Raw genomic sequence first — 16,221 nt, 5'->3', positions numbered from 1 at the left:
AGGTTGCGCATCGACCTTGGGTGTCAAGCATCGCGTGCCTTATCTGGTTTGAGTGGTTCTGTCGTTCGAGCTGGTTGCCGTGGATTGACCCGACAGTCCGGGTGTCACAGGGCGGGTCGATGATGGCGCCTGTTTGAGCCTTGTCGTGCCGCCGCCGCCCTGGCTGGCCGCCCAGATCCCGGAGTCAACCGCCATGCAGCATTCCCGCCGTCGTTTCATCCAGAAATCCCTGCTCTCAGTGCCTGCGCTGGGATCGTTGGCAGCCTGCGGAGGCGGGGGCGGCGGGGGCGATGCGGCCATGACGAATTCCGCAACCACCGGGGGGCAGGGGGCAGGAAGTTCCTCCGTTCCTTACACGCTGTCGAGTGCAGATCCGTCAAGCGGTTTGACCCAACAGGGCACCACATTGATTTCCTACAGCGAACTGGCCAAGCCAGCCAAACTGCAGACGATCAACGATCCGGATTTCAAGACGACCAAGATCACCCGAATCACGGACGTAAAGTCGGATTGGAATTCGCAGTTTGCCATTCCCGCCTATCCAACGACGCAGGCCTGGAACTGCGACGAAACCCTCCTGATTCTCTACGTTTCCGGTTCGCTGGGGGCAGGAGGACATGACGGGGATTTCGCGTTGTTTGATGGCAAACACTACAACTTCATCACGTTCCTGGACATCAATCCGGCGGATGTGGAGCAGTTCTATTGGTCGACGACCGACCCGACGGCGCTGTTCTATGTGGACAACAATCAGCGTAGTGGGACGCAGGCGAACGCTCTGACGAAGGCCAACATCACAGCCACGTCGACGAACGCCAGCGGCGCGATCAGCGCCGTCAACATGACGACCACGGTGCTGCACGATTTTGCCGCCGACTTCGCCAGCGGCGGCGCTCTCTATAGCGCGGTCAAGGGCTATGGCACGATTACGACGGTGTCGGGCGGGGAAGATCCCTTCGCCATGAGCCTGACGAACGATCTCATCGGGCTGGGCGCCTATCTCAACAAGAACGGCCCTGGTGGTTCTGCGGCCTATGCCGCCTTCAGCTATCGCATTTCCACCAACACAGTCGGCCAGCCGTTTACTGTCGAAGCGGACGTGCCGCAGGCGCTGCCCTCGGGAGCGGGCACCTACTTCTACAAGAACGAAAGCAATGTCTATGTGATGGATGCGGTGACCGACGCCATCAAGTACACCATTGCCTACGATGGCACGCAGCACAGTGACATGCTTCGCAATGCTGCAGGTGACGATGTCATTGCGGGTCCGCAGTTCGATGGCCCGGGCACGAATGCCACCCTCATGACGGTCAACTTGACCCAAGGCGGGACGCCCAAGGTGCTGATTTCGGATTACCCGCCATCAGGCACATTGCTGAGCGGACGTGCCTACAAGGCACCGGGCTGGGTGGGCATGGCCATGATCGGCTGCCCGTCGGGAACGAATGGCAACTGCCAAGGACCGCAGCCCAAGGCCGTGGGCACGCCCATGACCTATCTGGACCAGGAGGTGCTGATCGCGAACGTGGATTCCGGGGCGGTTTATCGCGTGGCGCATCATCGCAGCACAGGGAACTACGGCAACGCGTCCCAAAGCAACTATTGGGCACAGCCCAACGTGACCATGAGTCCCAGCGGCACGCGCATTCTGTTCCAGAGCGATTGGGGGGCTGAAAACCCGAGCAGTCCGGTGGTTGATCCCAACGCCATGATCGACACCTACGTCATCGAACTCCCCGCCTACTCCGCCTGAGTCTCCCGGGCGGCATGCCTCGGGCCGTCCCTCTGTTCACGTCCCTCCAGTCGCACTAGCATCGACTTGCCGGCATAAAGCCGGTCGCCGTTCACAAGACGGCGTGCGGGCCACAGAAAAGTGGCACCGCAATGCCCGGCCAGCCTGATCGGCGGCCGATCGGTGACCCCCGGCGCCGCCCACGGAAGGTGCGCGCCCTACAAGGAGACAGGCGATGAACGCTCCCCTACCCGAGCCCATCCGTCGTGCGCTGGCGACCCTTTCGCTGGACGACAAATACACCCAAGGTTCCGGCCGCGCCTTCATGAGCGGTATCCAGGCGCTGGTGCGTCTGCCGATGTTGCAGCGTCAGCGCGATGCCGCCGCCGGGCTCAACACCGCGGGCTTCGTTTCGGGCTATCGTGGCTCGCCGCTGGGCGGCTATGACCAGGCGCTGTGGAAGGCCCGGAAGATTCTCGAAGCCAATCAGGTGGTGTTCAAGCCCGGGGTCAACGAGGAGCTGGCGGCCACGGCCGTCTGGGGCACGCAGCAGCTCGACCTGTTTCCCGACAAAAACAAGTTCGACGGGGTGTTCGGCATCTGGTACGGCAAGGGCCCTGGCGTGGATCGTTGCTCGGACGTGTTCAAACACGCCAACAGCGCGGGCACCGCGCGCCATGGCGGCGTGATTGCCGTGGCGGGGGATGACCATGTGGCCAAATCGTCCACCCTGGCGCACCAGAGCGACCATATTTTCAAGGCCTGCGGGCTGCCGGTGTTTTTTCCCACCTCGGTCCAGGACATTCTGGATCTGGGCGTGCACGCCTTCGCCCTGAGCCGCTACGCCGGGGTCTGGTCGGGCATGAAGACCATCCAGGAAATCGTGGAGTCTTCCGCCGCCGTCGATGTGGACGCCGACCGCGTGCGCATCCTGTTGCCCGAGGATTTCACCCTGCCCGAGGACGGCGTGCACATCCGCATGCCCGACACGCCGCTGGCCCAGGAGGCGCGGCTGATGGATGTGAAGTGGTATGCGGCGCTGGCCTATATCCGCGCCAATCGCCTGAACCACACCGTCATCGACAGCCCGCACGCGCGCTTGGGGCTGATGGCTTCGGGCAAGGCCTACAACGATACCCGGCAAGCCTTGAACGACCTCGGGCTGGACGCCGAGACCTGCGCGCAGCTTGGTTTGCGACTTCACAAGGTCGCCGTGGTCTGGCCGCTGGAGGCGAGCATCACGCGCGAATTCGCCACAGGGCTGCAGGAAATTCTGGTGGTCGAGGAAAAGCGCCAGGTCATCGAATATCAGCTTAAGGAAGAGCTCTACAACTGGCGCGAAGATGTGCGGCCCAACGTCATCGGAAAATTTGACGAACTGCCGGGCGACACGACCGGCGGCGAATGGAGCCAGCCCAATCCCGGCGGCAACTGGCTGCTGCCGGCCAAGGCCGATCTGTCGCCCGCGGTCATCGCCCGCGCCATCGCCGCGCGTCTGGAGCGGCTGGGCATCCTGCGCGACGCCGGGGTGGATGTGCGGCGCCGTATCAGCGAACGGCTGGCGGTGATCGACGCGCGCGAGCGCAGCCTGCAGGCGCCCGGCGCCAGTGCGCAGCGGCCGCCCTGGTTTTGCTCGGGCTGTCCGCACAACACCTCCACCCGCGTGCCTGAAGGCTCGCGGGGCTTGGCCGGCATCGGCTGCCATTACATGGTGGTGTGGATGGACCGCGCCACGCAGACCTTCAGCCAGATGGGCGGCGAGGGGGTGGCCTGGGTGGGCCAGGCACCGTTCACCACCGACAAGCATGTGTTCGTCAATCTGGGCGACGGCACTTACTACCACTCGGGCTTGCTCGCCATCCGCCAGGCCATCTCGGCGGGGGTGAATGCCACCTACAAGATTCTGTTCAACGATGCCGTGGCGATGACGGGTGGGCAGCCGGTGGAGGGCGGCCTGACGGTGCCGCAGATCAGCCGCGAGCTGGACGCCGAAGGCGTGCGCCGCATCGTGGTGGTGACCGACGATCTGCAAAAGTACGACAGCGCCGTCGGCCTTGCGTCGGGAGCCACGGTGCGCCACCGCGACGATCTCGACGCCATCCAGCGCGAGCTGCGCGAAGAGGTCGGCATCACCGTCATCATCTACGACCAGACCTGCGCCACCGAGAAGCGCCGCCGCCGCAAGCGCGGGCAGATGGTCGATCCGGCGCGGCGCGTGGTCATCAACCCCCTGGTCTGCGAAGGCTGCGGTGACTGTTCCGAACAGAGCAACTGCCTGTCGGTCGAGCCGCTGGAGACCGAATTCGGCCGCAAGCGCACCATCAATCAGAGCAGCTGCAACAAGGATTTTTCCTGCCTCAAGGGCTTCTGCCCGAGCTTTGTGACGGTGGAGGGCGGCACGCTGCGCAAACCCCGGGCGCAGCCGGGTGCGGATCTGTCGGCCCTGCCGACGCTGCCCCTGCCCGAAGTGCCCGATCCCGTGCGCGATGACGTGGCGGGAGGCGGCTGCTACGGCATCGTCGTCGCCGGCGTTGGCGGCACCGGCGTCATCACCATCGGTCAGTTGCTGGGCATGGCCGCGCACATCGAGGGCAAGGGCGTGGTCACGCAGGATGCCGCAGGCCTGGCGCAGAAGGGCGGCGCGACCTGGAGCCACGTGCTCATCGCCAACGACCCCGAGCAGATCGTCACCACCCGGGTGGGCACGGCCGAGGCCGAGCTGATCCTCGGCTGCGATCCCATCGTCACTGCCGATCGCGAGACGCTGGCGCGTGTGCGCGAGGGCCGCACGCACATCGCGCTCGATACCCACAGCACGCCTACCGCGGCCTTCGTCCACAACCCCGACTGGCAATACCCCGACGCCGCCTGCCACAAGGCCATCGAGCAGGCCGCTGGCGCCAGCATGGTGGCGGGGTTCGACTGCGTGCGCGCCGCCGAGAAGCTGCTGGGCGACGCCATCTACGCCAACCCCATGCTGCTGGGTTTCGCCTGGCAGAAGGGCTGGGTGCCCCTGGGCTTTGACGCGTTGATGCGCGCCATCGAACTCAACGCCGTGCAGGTCGAGAAGAACAAGGCGGCTTTCGAATGGGGCCGCCATGCGGCGCACGACGGGCAGGCGGTTGCCGCGCTTACCACGGCCGGGCAGGTGATCGAGCTGGTGAAGCGGCCGAGCCTGGACGAGCTCATCCAGCGCCGGGTGGCGTTTCTCACCGACTACCAGAATGCCGCTTATGCGCGGCACTTTGCCGATGTCGTCGCCCAGGTGCGGGCGGCCGAGGCGCCGCTCAAATCCACCGCGCTGACCGAGGCCGTGGCGCGCAACCTGTTCAAGCTCATGGCCTACAAAGACGAATATGAGGTGGCGCGGCTGCAGTCCGATCCGGCGTTTGCCAAGCAGTTGCAACAGCAGTTCGAGGGCGATTTCAAGCGGCACTATCACCTGGCGCCGCCGCTGTGGAGCAGACGCAATGCCAAGGGCGAGTTGATCAAGCGTGAGTTCGGGGCGTGGATGGGTGTGGCCTTTAGGCTGCTGGCGCCGCTCAAGGTGCTGCGGGGCACCGCGCTCGACCCTTTCGGGCACACCGCAGAGCGCAAGCAGGAGCGGGCGCTGATCGCCCGCTATCGCGATACGGTGAGCGAATTGATGCGCGGCCTGAATGCCGACGCCACGGCGGCGCGCCGCCAGCTCGCCGTGCAGATCGCGCGCCTGCCCGACGGCATCCGCGGCTATGGCCACGTCAAGCAGCGTCATCTGCAGCAGGTTCTGCCGCAGTGGGATGGCCTGATGCGGCAGTGGCGCGAGCCGCCGGAGGAGGCCCAGGAGAAGCCCGCCCCAGCGATGGCCGGAGCGACGGTGTGAGCGCGGTTGCGCGGCGCGGCCGGCGTCGAAGGGCCACGGCTTGATGGCGCTGGTGTTCAAGGCCCTGCTGGGCGCAGCGGCCGCCCTGCTCATCGCGGTGCTGGCGGCCAGCCGCAACTATGTGATCGCAGGGCTGGTGCCGCTGTTTCCCACCTTCGCCCTCATCGCCCATGTGCTGGTGGGCCGTGAGCGCGGGCCGCAGGCGCTCAAGGCCACGGTGGTCTTCGGGCTCTGGGCCATGCTGCCCTATGCGGCCTACTTGCTGACGGTCTACGTTCTGGCCGATCGGCTGCCGCTCTGGGGCACCCTGGCCGGGGCCACGCTGCTCTGGCTGCTCGCCGCGGGCGTGCTGATCCTGGCCTGGTCGCGCTGGCACGGCGGCTGAACCGGCCAGCGAGTCGGCATAATCGGCGCCATTCGAGTGCCCCCAGGGTCGGCTCGCCGACCCGCCCCCCATGGGGGTCAAGGAAACTTGGGGCGGCCCGGCGTTTCCTTGAGAGTGCCCCCAGGGGCGGCTCGGCGTTTCCTTGAAGGGGAGGGCGATCATCATGCTCTGGAAAAACGGCAGACGCAGCGACAACATCGACGATCAGCGCGGCTCCGGCCCCCGCCCAGGCGGGCGGGGCGGTTTGGTGGGGGGCGGCATCGGCACGTTGATCCTGGTGTTGGTGGCACTGTATTTCGGCGTCGATCCGAGCGTGGTGATGCAGCAGGTCGCGCAGCCGTCGACCCAGCAGATCTCGCCCCAGGCCACCGCAGCCTTGTCGGCGCAGGATGAGCAAGACAAGGCTTTCCTGTCCGTCGTGCTCGCCGATACCGAAGACACCTGGGGGGCGCTGTTCCAACAGGCCGGGCGGCAGTATGTCGATCCCCGGCTGGTGCTTTTTTCAGGCGCGGTGCAATCGGCCTGCGGCTACGCGCATGCCGCCACCGGACCGTTCTACTGCCCCTCAGACCAGAAGCTCTATCTCGACACCCAGTTCTTCCAGGAGCTGCAGCAACGCCTGGGCGCCAAGGGCGACTTTGCCCAGGCCTATGTGATCGCGCATGAGGTCGGCCACCATGTGCAGAACCTCCTGGGCGTGGAGGCCAAGGTGCGCGAGGCCATGCAGCGCAGCAGCCCGCAGCGGGCCAACGCGCTGCTGGTACGACTGGAACTGCAGGCCGACTGCTACGCCGGGGTCTGGGCCTATCACGCGCAGCACGAGCGCCAGGTGCTGGAGCCGGGTGATGTGGAAGAGGCCATCAACGCCGCGCAGGCCGTGGGGGACGACCGGCTGCAGCAGCAGGCCCAGGGCTATGTGGTGCCCGATTCGTTCACACACGGCACCTCGGCCCAACGGGCGCGATGGTTCGAAACCGGCTTCGCCAGCGGTCGCCCGCAGGTCTGTGACACCTTCAATGCAACCCAGCTCTGAAACATGCCCGCAACCTGGATGACGGCCATCGGTGCCGCGCTGCCCTACATCGAGTCGGTGGCCAAGCTCGCGCTGCCGGTGTTCAAGCAGCGCAAGTCGGACAAGGAAGCCGCCGAGTCGCAGCAACGGCAGATCGAAGAACTGCAGACCGCGGTAACGCACAACGCCGAGCACGTTCGTGCCTTGGCGCAGCAATTGCAGACCACCATGACCGCCTTGGAGCAGGCGGGGATGCAGCTTGCTCATGCCCAGCGGCGGGTGCAACGCTGGGCGCTGCTCGCGCTGGCCCTGGGCGTTGGCGCGCTGGTCGTGTCCGCGGTCGCCCTGCTGCGTTGAGCCGCATCCGGGCTTGCGTTTCGATGGGTGCGGCCCCCACGCAACAAACCCACGCCGGCTGCGACACCACGTCGCAGCACCTTGGCCTGCATCAACCCTGACGAGGTTCGTGCCCCGTAACCTGATTACAAAGAGTTGCACTCTCCCTTGCGAGGGTGCAACGTCGTCAAGGAACGGGTGATGAACAACATGAAGAGATGGCGGACTGCCCTGGCAGTCGGCCTGATGGCGCAGGGTGGCTTTGCGGCGGCGGCGGCGTTTTCCGATCAGGAGGTGCAACGCGGCGCGTATCTGGCGCGGGCGGGCGATTGCGTCGCCTGCCATACGGCACCGGGCGGAAAGCCTTTTGTCGGCGGACTGAAGATGGACATGCCCATCGGCGCGATCTACTCCACCAATATCACGCCGGACAAGACGCACGGCATCGGCAACTACAGCTTCGAGCAGTTCGACCGCGCGGTGCGGCACGGTGTGGCGCCGGGGGGCAAGCACCTCTATCCCGCCATGCCCTATCCCTCCTATGTGCGGGTGAACCAGGCCGACATGAAGGCGCTCTATGCCTATTTCATGCAGGGCGTGCCGCCCGATGCGACCCCCAATCGCAAGGCCGACATGGTGTGGCCCATGACGATCCGCTGGCCCCTGGTCATCTGGAACGTGCTGTTCGTGCGCGACACCACCTTCGCCCCCGATCCCAAGCAGAGCGCGCAATGGAATCGCGGCGCCTATCTGGTCGAAGGACTGGGGCACTGCGGCTCCTGCCATACGCCGCGCGGCCTGTTCTTCCAGGAAAAGGCGCTGAGTTCGCGCGGCCCCAAGGGTGACGTCTATCTCACCGGGTCGCAGGTGGAGCATTGGTTCGCCACCAATCTGCGCGGCAACTGCATGCAGAAATGGACGGCGGGCGAAATCGCCGAACTGCTGCAGACGGGCAAGACGGCCAACTTCACCGCACTGGGCAGCATGACCGAGGTCATCTCGCACAGTACCCAGCACCTCAAGCCCGAAGACCTGCAGGCGATGGCGGTCTATATCAAATCGCTCAAACCGTCCCTGACCCAGCAGACCCCTGCCAGCACGGATTCGGCCACCGTGCAGCGCGGTGGGGCGATCTACAACCAGCACTGCGTCGCCTGTCATCAGGCCAACGGGCAGGGCTTGGCGCAGGTCTTCCCGGGGCTGTCGAAGAACGCCACGGTGCAATGCTCCGATCCGAACAACAGCATTCGCGTGGTGCTGGCTGGCGGCAGCACGGTGGTGACCGAGAAGGCGCCGACGTCCATGGTCATGCCGCCCTTCGCCCAGTCGCTCAACGACCAGCAGGTCGCCGATGTCGTCACCTACATCCGCGCCACCTGGGGCAATGGCGCTTCGGCCGCCACGCCCGAGCAGGTCAAGGCGCTGCGCCAGGCGATCATCAAGGACTGACTCAGCCGCCAGGCCAGCGTGGCCTGGCCGCAGGCAGCATCCCATCAGGTAGAGCCAGGCGGCGCGACGGTTTCCGGGGTGGGCCCAGAAACTCGCCGGGCCGTCCCAAGAGTTTCAGCCCCTTGAGGGGAGAACCGAGCGCAGCGACGGTTTTCGGGGTGGGCCCAGAAACTCGCCGGGCCGCCCCAAGAGTTTCAGCCCCTTGAGGGGAGAACCGAGCGCAGCGACGGTTTTCGGGGTGGGCCCAGAAACTCGCCGGGCCGCCCCAAGAGTTTCAGCCCCTTGAGGGGAGAACCGAGCGCAGCGACGGTTTTCGGGGTGGGCCTATTCCCTGCGGCGACAATGTGCCGGATGACCCGTACCAGCGCCTTGCAGCGCATCCTCACCCTGGGGGCGTTGACCGCCTTCGCCCCGATGTCCATCGACATGTACCTGCCGGGCTTCACCGCCCTGCAGCATGATCTGCGCACCACGCCCGAGGCGGTGCAGCGAACCCTAGTGGTGTTTTTTATCGGGCTGGCGCTGGGCCAGGCCTTCTGGGGGCCGGTTTCCGACCGGTTCGGGCGCAAGCGGCCGCTGCTTGCCGGCATCGTGCTCTACGTTCTGGCCTCGCTGGGCTGCGCCATGGCGACCTCCATCGACGCCCTCATGGCATGGCGGCTGCTACAGGCCCTGGGCGGGTGCGCGGGCATCGTGATCGCGCGCAGCATGGTGCGCGACCTATACGAGCCGGTCGACGCGGCGCGGGTGTTCTCCCGGCTGACCCTGGTGCTCGGGGCGGCGCCCATCCTGGCGCCGCTGGCGGGCGCCGCCCTGGTGCAGGCCTGGAGCTGGCGCGCGATCTTTCTCGTGCTGGTGGTGTTTGGCATCGTCTGTCTGCTAGCCGCGCTGGCGCTGCCGGAATCGCTGGCGCCCCAGGCTCGCAGCAGTGCCCAGCAGCATCCGGTTCGCAACGCCCTGCGCACTTACGGTGATTTGCTGCGGGATCGCCGCTTCATCGGCTTTGCGCTCAGCGGTGCGCTGGGGCAGTCGGCCATGTTTGCCTACATTGCCGGAGCGCCGTTCGCGCTCATGCAGGTCTATGGACTGAGTCCGGCGCTGTTCGGCTGGGTGTTCGGCGCCAACGCGCTGGGCTTGATCGCGGCGTCGCAGCTCAACCACGCCCTTCTGGCCCGCGTGGCCAGTGTCGCGCTGCTGCGGCGCGCGCTGCTCAGCCTGGCCGCTTGGGCGGCGCTGATGCTGACGCTGGTCGCCCTGGGCGTGGGCGGCCTATGGGGGGTGGTCGTGCCGCTGTTTTTCGCCCTGGCCAGTCTGGGATTTTCGTTTCCTAACGCGACCGCACTGGCGCTTGCGCACCAGTCGGGCCGCGTAGGCAGCGCGGCTGCCTTGATCGGCAGCATACAGTTCACGCTCGCGGCGGCGAGCGGTTCGGCCGTTGGCCTGTCCAGCGCACGCAGCGCGCTGCCGATGGTCGGGGTGTTCTGTGCCTTTGCGGCACTGGCGCTGTGGGCCAACCGGCGCCTCGCGCCGCGTTGATCAGATCGCCGCGATCGCCTGCTCCAGTTCGGCAAAGCTCTGCATCTGGCCGCTGGCCTGCAGGTCCACGCCCAGTTGCCGACCGACGCGCACGGCCGAAAAGATGCCGCGTACGACGGGGCGGCCATCGCTTTCCAGCACAAGCGCGTGTTGACGGCCGGAATGGCGCAGGGTGAGCACGATCTCGGCCACGGTGGAGCGCAGCACCTCGGCGTAGTCGAGCACCTCGATGTGCTGCTGCGGCACCATGCACTGGGCCACGGTGACCGCGTCGCGCGGGATCTGATTCTCGGTGGCGGCGCGTACCGGCTTCTCGCCCATCAGATCGCGCGCCGTGATCAGGCCGACAACATGCCGCGAGGCGTTGGTGACCAGCAGCAGGCGCACACCGGCGTGCATCATTTTTTGCAGCGCATGATTGGCGGGGGCATCGGCCTCGGTGGTGAAGGCGGGGGTGTGGCGCAGATCGGTCATCACATCGGTGGCCGGGGAATCCGGGGTGACGCTGCCGGGGCGGCCGTGGTCGAACTCGATCACCGGAGTGCCCGCCGGAAGGGGATGATGATGCAGAGGGCGTTGTGTGGACATGAGGATGATCTCCCAGAAAAGTGAGGCGATTGCTGCAATGCAATAGGCCTTTGATGCACCCAATTTAGTCCGTGCTGCGCCGCACGGTTGTATCGAAATGTCGTCGCTGCCACCGGCCGCGACTCCGCGCTCGGCCCGCGCCGGGTGAGACCCGATGGCGGGTGGGGTCAGAAGTCGAGCGGGTCCACGTCCACGGCCCAGCGCACGCGGGAACGCTGGGCGGCAAGGGCGCTGCGCCATGAAGTCAGCAGGTTCTGCAAGGCGCCGCGATGGGGGCCTTCGAGCAGCATCTGCATGCGATGCATGTCGGCCACGCGCGCCAGCGCGGCGGGAATCGGGGGGTAAAGCGTCACGCCCAGCGCGTGCGCCAGGGGGGCGGCCAGTTGTTGCGCCAGGGCGAGGAAATCGACGATGGCGTCGATCTGCCGGTGCTCGGCGCGCAACAGGGCCTGATAGGTGAACGGCGGCATGCCGCCCCGCTCGCGTTCGATGAGTTCGGCCTGGGCGAAGCCGGGATAGTCGTGGGCAACCAGCGCGCGGTACAACGGGTGCTCAGGGTGCGCGGTCTGCACCAGCATCTCGGGTTTGGACGCGTCGGCACCGCCAGGGGCCGAAACCGCCCGGCCCGCGCGTCCGGCGGCCTGCATGAGCTGGGCGAAGAGGCGTTCGGGACCGCGCGGATCGTGGGTGAACAGCCCCGCATCGGGGTTGAGCGCAGCCACCAGCGTGACGCGCTGGAAGTCGTGCCCTTTGGTCACCATCTGCGTGCCGACCAGAATGTCCACTTCGCCGGCGTGGACGCTGTCGAAGCGGCTCGCCGCCGCGCCTTTGCGGCGGGTGCTGTCGGCGTCGATGCGGGCGATGCGGGCCTGGGGGTATTTCTCGGCCAGGGCTTCTTCCACCCGCTGCGTGCCTTTGCCCACGGGCTGCAGATCGAGACTGCCGCAGCCCGGACAGGCTCGCGGTACGGCGGCCTGGTAGCCGCAGTGATGGCAGCGCAGGGTGCGGTCGGTGCGGTGGAAGACGAGGTGCGCGTCGCAGTGCGGACAGTCCGACATCCAGCCGCAGTCCGGGCAGCTCAGCACCGGGGCGTAGCCGCGGCGGTTGAGAAACAGCAGGCTTTGCTCGCCGCGTTCGAGCCGCTGGCGCAGCGCGGCGTCGAGCGTCTGGCCGATCAGGGCACCGCTGGTCCGCAACGTCGCGTCGCGCCGGGTGTCGGCAAGGCGCACGCTGGGCAGCACGCCTGTGGCGCGCTGGGTCAGGGTAAGCAGCGCGTAGCGTCCGGTCTGCGCCGCGCGCCAGCTCTCCAGCGACGGTGTGGCCGAACCCAGGACGACGGCAATGCCGAGCTGCTGCCCTCGCCACAGGGCCAGGTCGCGCGCCGAGTAACGGGCTCCTTCCTGTTGCTTGTAGGAGGCATCGTGTTCCTCGTCGACCACGATGAGCCGCAAGGCCGGCATCGACGCCAGGGCGGCCAGGCGGGTGCCGAGTACGATCCGCGCCTGCCCGGTGTGGGCCGCCAGCCAATGCCGCAGGCGCTGGCCCTCAGACAGCCCGCTGTGCAAGACCGCCAGCCGCGCCGCGCCGAAGCGCTGCTCGAAACGTCCGACCAGCTGCGGCGTGAGGTTGATTTCGGGCGTGAGGATCAGCACCTGCGCGCCGGGTTCGCGCTGCAGCACCTGAGCCGCGGCGTGCAGATAGACCTCGGTCTTGCCGCTGCCCGTCACCCCGAACAGCAGGAAGGGCGCAAATCCGTCGCGCGCGGCGATGGCCTGGAGCGCCTGGGCCTGTTCGGGATGAAGCTCGGGTGCGGGCGTCAAGCCGTCAGCCGGGGCGGAATCGACGACCTCCACCCAGCCGGCTTGCGCCCAGCCGGACAACACCTGCCGGGCCTGCGGATGCAGCCCGCGCGCTTCGCTCAGGGCGAGGGCGGGCGGGGCGGACGGTGCGGGCGACGCCTCGGGGCCGTGCACCCCTAACGCTTGCGCGAGCCGCCAGAGCGCCACACTGCGCGAGGCAAGGGTTCCGGGCAGCGCGGAAAGACCATGCTCGGTACATTGGTAGACGAGGTCTTGGGGCGGAGGCGCCGCCGCGAGGTCGGCCGGCTTGCGGTTGCGCAGCTGCGCGGGCAGTGCCGCGCCGATGACCTCGCCCGGGGCGCGCTGGTAATAGCGGGCCACGAATTGCAGCAGTTCGCGCCATTGATCGTCGAGCGGGGGCAGGGCGTCGAACACCGCCTCGATGGGACGCAACGCAATCGAACGCGCCGCGTCGTCCAGCGGGGAGCAAGTCATCACCACGCCGCTGACCGTCTGGCGGCCCAGCGGTACCCGCACCAGGGTGCCTGGGGCGAGAGGCGCCTCAGCTCTGTAATCCAGCAATTGAAGGCCCGGCGCGTCAACGGCGACCTGAAGAACGAGGCACATGGGCTGAGCGCGGGTGATGGAAGTCAGGGTGTGAAACCGGCGCTAAGTCGGCGTGAAGTCAGGGTTTATTTTGACGTGGGGCGGGGTGTGGATAACTCTGTGCATCAATCCTGTGCCCGTTGGGGTTCAAGCTGTGGATAAGCCTGTGCAGAACCATTTGCCAAATTGTGAAATATAGAAAAATCTAATAAAAATCAATAACTTGAGTTGGAAAATTTCAAGTCAAGTCTGTGATCAACTTGCTGCGCTGCAGAGGAACCAAAAATGTGCATAAGCTGATTGAAGACCCTTGACAAAGCGAAAATTCTTTACTCGCCCTATGAGGCGGGCCCGGTAAGCCTGGGGCGCCTGCGCAGCGGCCCTGGCCAGGGCCGCGCTCGCACTTAGCGGGCCGGACGGTGCAAGGGGCGACTGTGGGTGTGGACCGCTTCGACCAGGGCCGAGACATGCTCGGGGGGCGTGAACTGCGAAATGCCATGCCCCAGGTTGAACACATGCCCCACGCCGCTCTCGACCGGGCCGAAGCTGTCGAGCAGCCGACGGGCCTCGGCGGCAATGGCCTCGGGCGGTGCGAACAGCGCGGTGGGGTCGAGATTGCCCTGCAGCGCCACTTTGTGACCCACGCGGGCGCGGGCGCGGCCCAGATCGGTGGTCCAGTCCAGCCCCAGGGCGTCGGCCCCGGTGTCGGCCATGGCCTCCAGCCACTGGCCGCCACCCTTGGTGAACAGGATGATCGGCACATCGGCCGCGTCGGCGCGGGCCTTGAGCGCGGCGATCACCCGCTGGCTGTAGGCGAGCGAAAACTCCTGGAAGGCGCCATCGGCCAGAACGCCGCCCCAGGAGTCGAAAATCATCACCGCCTGCGCACCAGCGTCGATCTGCGCCGCCAGGTATTGCGCCACCGCCTCGGCGTTGATCGAGAGAATGCGGTGCATCAGATCGGGGCGGCTGTACAGCAGGGTCTTGACGGTGCGGTAGTCGTCGCTGCCGCCGCCTTCGACCATGTAGCAGGCCAGCGTCCACGGGCTGCCGGAAAAGCCGATGAGCGGCACGCGCTGGGTGCCGTTCTGCACCAGGGCGCGGCGGATTTGCGCCACCGCGTCGAACACGTAGCGCAGCTTGTCCATGTCGGGCACGGCCAGGGCGGCGACATCGGCCTCGGTGCGCAGCGGGCGGTCGAACTTCGGGCCTTCCCCGGCCGCGAAGCGCAGCCCCAGTCCCATCGCATCCGGCACGGTGAGAATGTCGGAGAACAGAATGGCGGCGTCCAGCGCGTAGCGGTCCAGGGGCTGCAGCGTCACCTCGGTGGCGAAGTCGGGGTTTTGCGCCAGGCCGAGAAAGCTGCCCGCGCGTGCGCGGGTGGCGTTGTACTCGGGGAGATAGCGCCCGGCCTGGCGCATGAGCCAGAGCGGGGTGTAGTCGGTGGGCTGGCGGCGCAGGGCGCGCAGGAAGGTATCGTTGGCAAGAGGGGCGGTCATGGGCGGTATTGTCGCAAACCGCAGACCGCCAGCAGGCAGACGCGCCCGGCCCGCTTTACTGCTTGGTCTGGATGATCACAGCGCCTTTCGCATCCGCCGCCTTGGCGAAGCCGACCCGCCCATCCGCCACCTCGCCCATGACCAGCATATTGGCCGTGACGGCGGCATGGTCCTGGGCGCTGAAAGGTCGGTCGTAATTGGTCACCACGCCGTAATAGACGCGGTCGAGATTTTCCAGCGCGGCCTTGACGCCGGCGCCGCTGATCGGCTTGCCGGGCGGGGTCTGCAGGATGGCGTAGGTCAGCAGATAGACGGCGTCATAAGCCTGCGCCGCGGCCATGGGCACGGGAATGCGGCGGGTCTTGTAGGCGCGCTCGTAGGCCAGGAGGAACGCGGTGCGCCGGGGCGTCGTGGGCTCGGCGATGAAGTCTTGCGCCATGGTCACGCCTTCGGCCGCGGAACCGGCTTTCTGGATGAAGTTGGGGAAGGACAGGGTCCAGGGGCCCGTCATGGGGACCGACCACTTCAAGGCCTTGCGGGCCAGGGCGAGCGACCCGTTCTCCGGGCCGACGGTGTAGGGCAGCAGCACGTCGGCGCCCGCCTCGCGCGCCTTGGTGAGTTCCGCCTGTGCCTGCTCGGGCGTCAGTCCCAGGGGAAAGCGACCGACGTAGACGGGCGCCAGTCCCTTGGCCTTGAGGGCTTTCACCACATCGGCCAGTCCTGCCTCGCCGTAGGGCGTGGTGTCGGCCAGGATGGCGAACCGGCGTGCGCCAGCGGCGTAGGCCTCGCCCACGATGAAAGGCGCCTGAATGGTGTCGCGCGGAGAGGTCTGGAAAATGAAACTCTGCGCCGCAGGGGCCTGCTGCAGAATGGGCGAGCCCGTGGCGCAGGGCACGATCAGCGGCACGCCCGCCTTCTGCAGCGCCGGAATGCCGGCCAAGGCCACACCGGTATTGCAAAAGCCGAGCGCGGCGACGACCTGATCTTTGTGCGCCAATTCGTCGGCCATGCGGGCACCCACCGGCGGCTGACCCTGGTCGTTCTTCACCACCAGCACGATCTTGCGGCCGAGATAGCCGCCCACAGCGTTGATTTCCTGCACCGCGAGTTGCGCGCCATTGACCATGCTCTGGCCGAAGTCGGCCGAGCCGCCACTCATCGGGCCGACCAGCCCGATACGGATCGGGGTAGCGTCCTGCGCCCGGGCAACGACGGGCAGGGTGCTGGCCACCAGAACGCCCAGGACAAGGCCGAGAAGGGAACGACGGGAAGGCCGTGCGGGGCGGCGGGCGAGGGCGGAACGGGAGGGCGGGCGTCGGAACATGGCGGACTGAGAGGCGCTATGGGTGATCGGGGATGGTCGGGCCACGATTACAAAGGGCATCGATCTGTCACGCAAGGTTGCCATTGGCGCTGC

Annotated in this window: 11 protein-coding genes; 7 read left to right on the top strand and 4 right to left on the bottom strand. The window is 66.9% G+C overall.

Annotated elements, in window-relative coordinates; all coding sequences use genetic code 11:
• The first annotated feature begins 193 nt into the window (after positions 1-193).
• The 7 genes from BVH73_RS07930 to BVH73_RS07900 all read left to right on the top strand — a co-directional run bounded on the left by BVH73_RS07930 (position 194) and on the right by BVH73_RS07900 (position 10,312).
• On the top strand, positions 194-1,753 hold the full coding sequence (locus BVH73_RS07930) for a hypothetical protein (protein WP_154048452.1): 1,560 nt from the start codon (positions 194-196) through the stop codon (positions 1,751-1,753).
• 214 nt (positions 1,754-1,967) lie between these two features.
• Complete coding sequence (locus BVH73_RS07925) at positions 1,968-5,594, top strand: indolepyruvate ferredoxin oxidoreductase family protein (RefSeq protein WP_079417614.1); 3,627 nt, start codon at positions 1,968-1,970, stop codon at positions 5,592-5,594.
• 43 nt (positions 5,595-5,637) lie between these two features.
• A complete protein-coding gene (locus BVH73_RS07920; protein WP_079417612.1) occupies positions 5,638-5,979 on the top strand; it encodes a GlpM family protein in 342 nt (113 codons plus the stop codon).
• Between the two features lie 163 nt (positions 5,980-6,142).
• Positions 6,143-7,012, top strand: coding sequence for a KPN_02809 family neutral zinc metallopeptidase (gene ypfJ / locus BVH73_RS07915; RefSeq protein ID WP_079417610.1), 870 nt, complete (start codon positions 6,143-6,145; stop codon positions 7,010-7,012).
• 3 nt (positions 7,013-7,015) lie between these two features.
• Complete coding sequence (locus BVH73_RS07910; protein ID WP_079417608.1) at positions 7,016-7,348, top strand: chemotaxis protein; 333 nt, start codon at positions 7,016-7,018, stop codon at positions 7,346-7,348.
• Positions 7,349-7,528: 180 nt separating this feature from the next.
• Positions 7,529-8,776, top strand: a complete 1,248-nt coding sequence (locus BVH73_RS07905) for a c-type cytochrome (RefSeq protein ID WP_079417606.1) — start codon at positions 7,529-7,531, stop codon at positions 8,774-8,776.
• Positions 8,777-9,127: 351 nt separating this feature from the next.
• Positions 9,128-10,312 carry a multidrug effflux MFS transporter gene (locus BVH73_RS07900; protein WP_079417604.1) on the top strand — a complete coding sequence of 395 codons (1,185 nt, stop codon included), beginning with the start codon at positions 9,128-9,130 and terminating at the stop codon, positions 10,310-10,312.
• On the opposite strand, the gene BVH73_RS07895 is transcribed toward BVH73_RS07900, so the two are convergent.
• The 4 genes from BVH73_RS07895 to BVH73_RS07880 all read right to left on the bottom strand — a co-directional run bounded on the left by BVH73_RS07895 (position 10,313) and on the right by BVH73_RS07880 (position 16,128).
• Positions 10,313-10,900, bottom strand: a complete 588-nt coding sequence (locus BVH73_RS07895) for a CBS domain-containing protein (protein ID WP_079417602.1) — start codon at positions 10,898-10,900, stop codon at positions 10,313-10,315.
• 167 nt (positions 10,901-11,067) lie between these two features.
• Positions 11,068-13,326: a primosomal protein N' gene (locus BVH73_RS07890; protein WP_079417600.1), complete on the bottom strand. Its 2,259-nt coding sequence runs from the start codon at positions 13,324-13,326 to the stop codon at positions 11,068-11,070.
• Between the two features lie 383 nt (positions 13,327-13,709).
• Positions 13,710-14,804 (bottom strand): uroporphyrinogen decarboxylase, encoded by a 1,095-nt coding sequence (gene hemE, locus BVH73_RS07885; RefSeq protein WP_079417598.1) that lies wholly within the window; start codon positions 14,802-14,804, stop codon positions 13,710-13,712.
• A 55-nt stretch (positions 14,805-14,859) separates the two neighbouring features.
• On the bottom strand, positions 14,860-16,128 hold the full coding sequence (locus tag BVH73_RS07880; protein ID WP_079417596.1) for an ABC transporter substrate-binding protein: 1,269 nt from the start codon (positions 16,126-16,128) through the stop codon (positions 14,860-14,862).
• Between the last annotated feature and the right edge of the window lie 93 nt (positions 16,129-16,221).

The sequence above is a fragment of the Thiomonas intermedia genome, assembly GCF_002028405.1.
Lineage (GTDB): Bacteria > Pseudomonadota > Gammaproteobacteria > Burkholderiales > Burkholderiaceae_C > Thiomonas > Thiomonas intermedia.
Note: the sequence above shows the minus strand (reverse complement) of the source record. Positions and strands in the feature narration are given on the sequence as shown.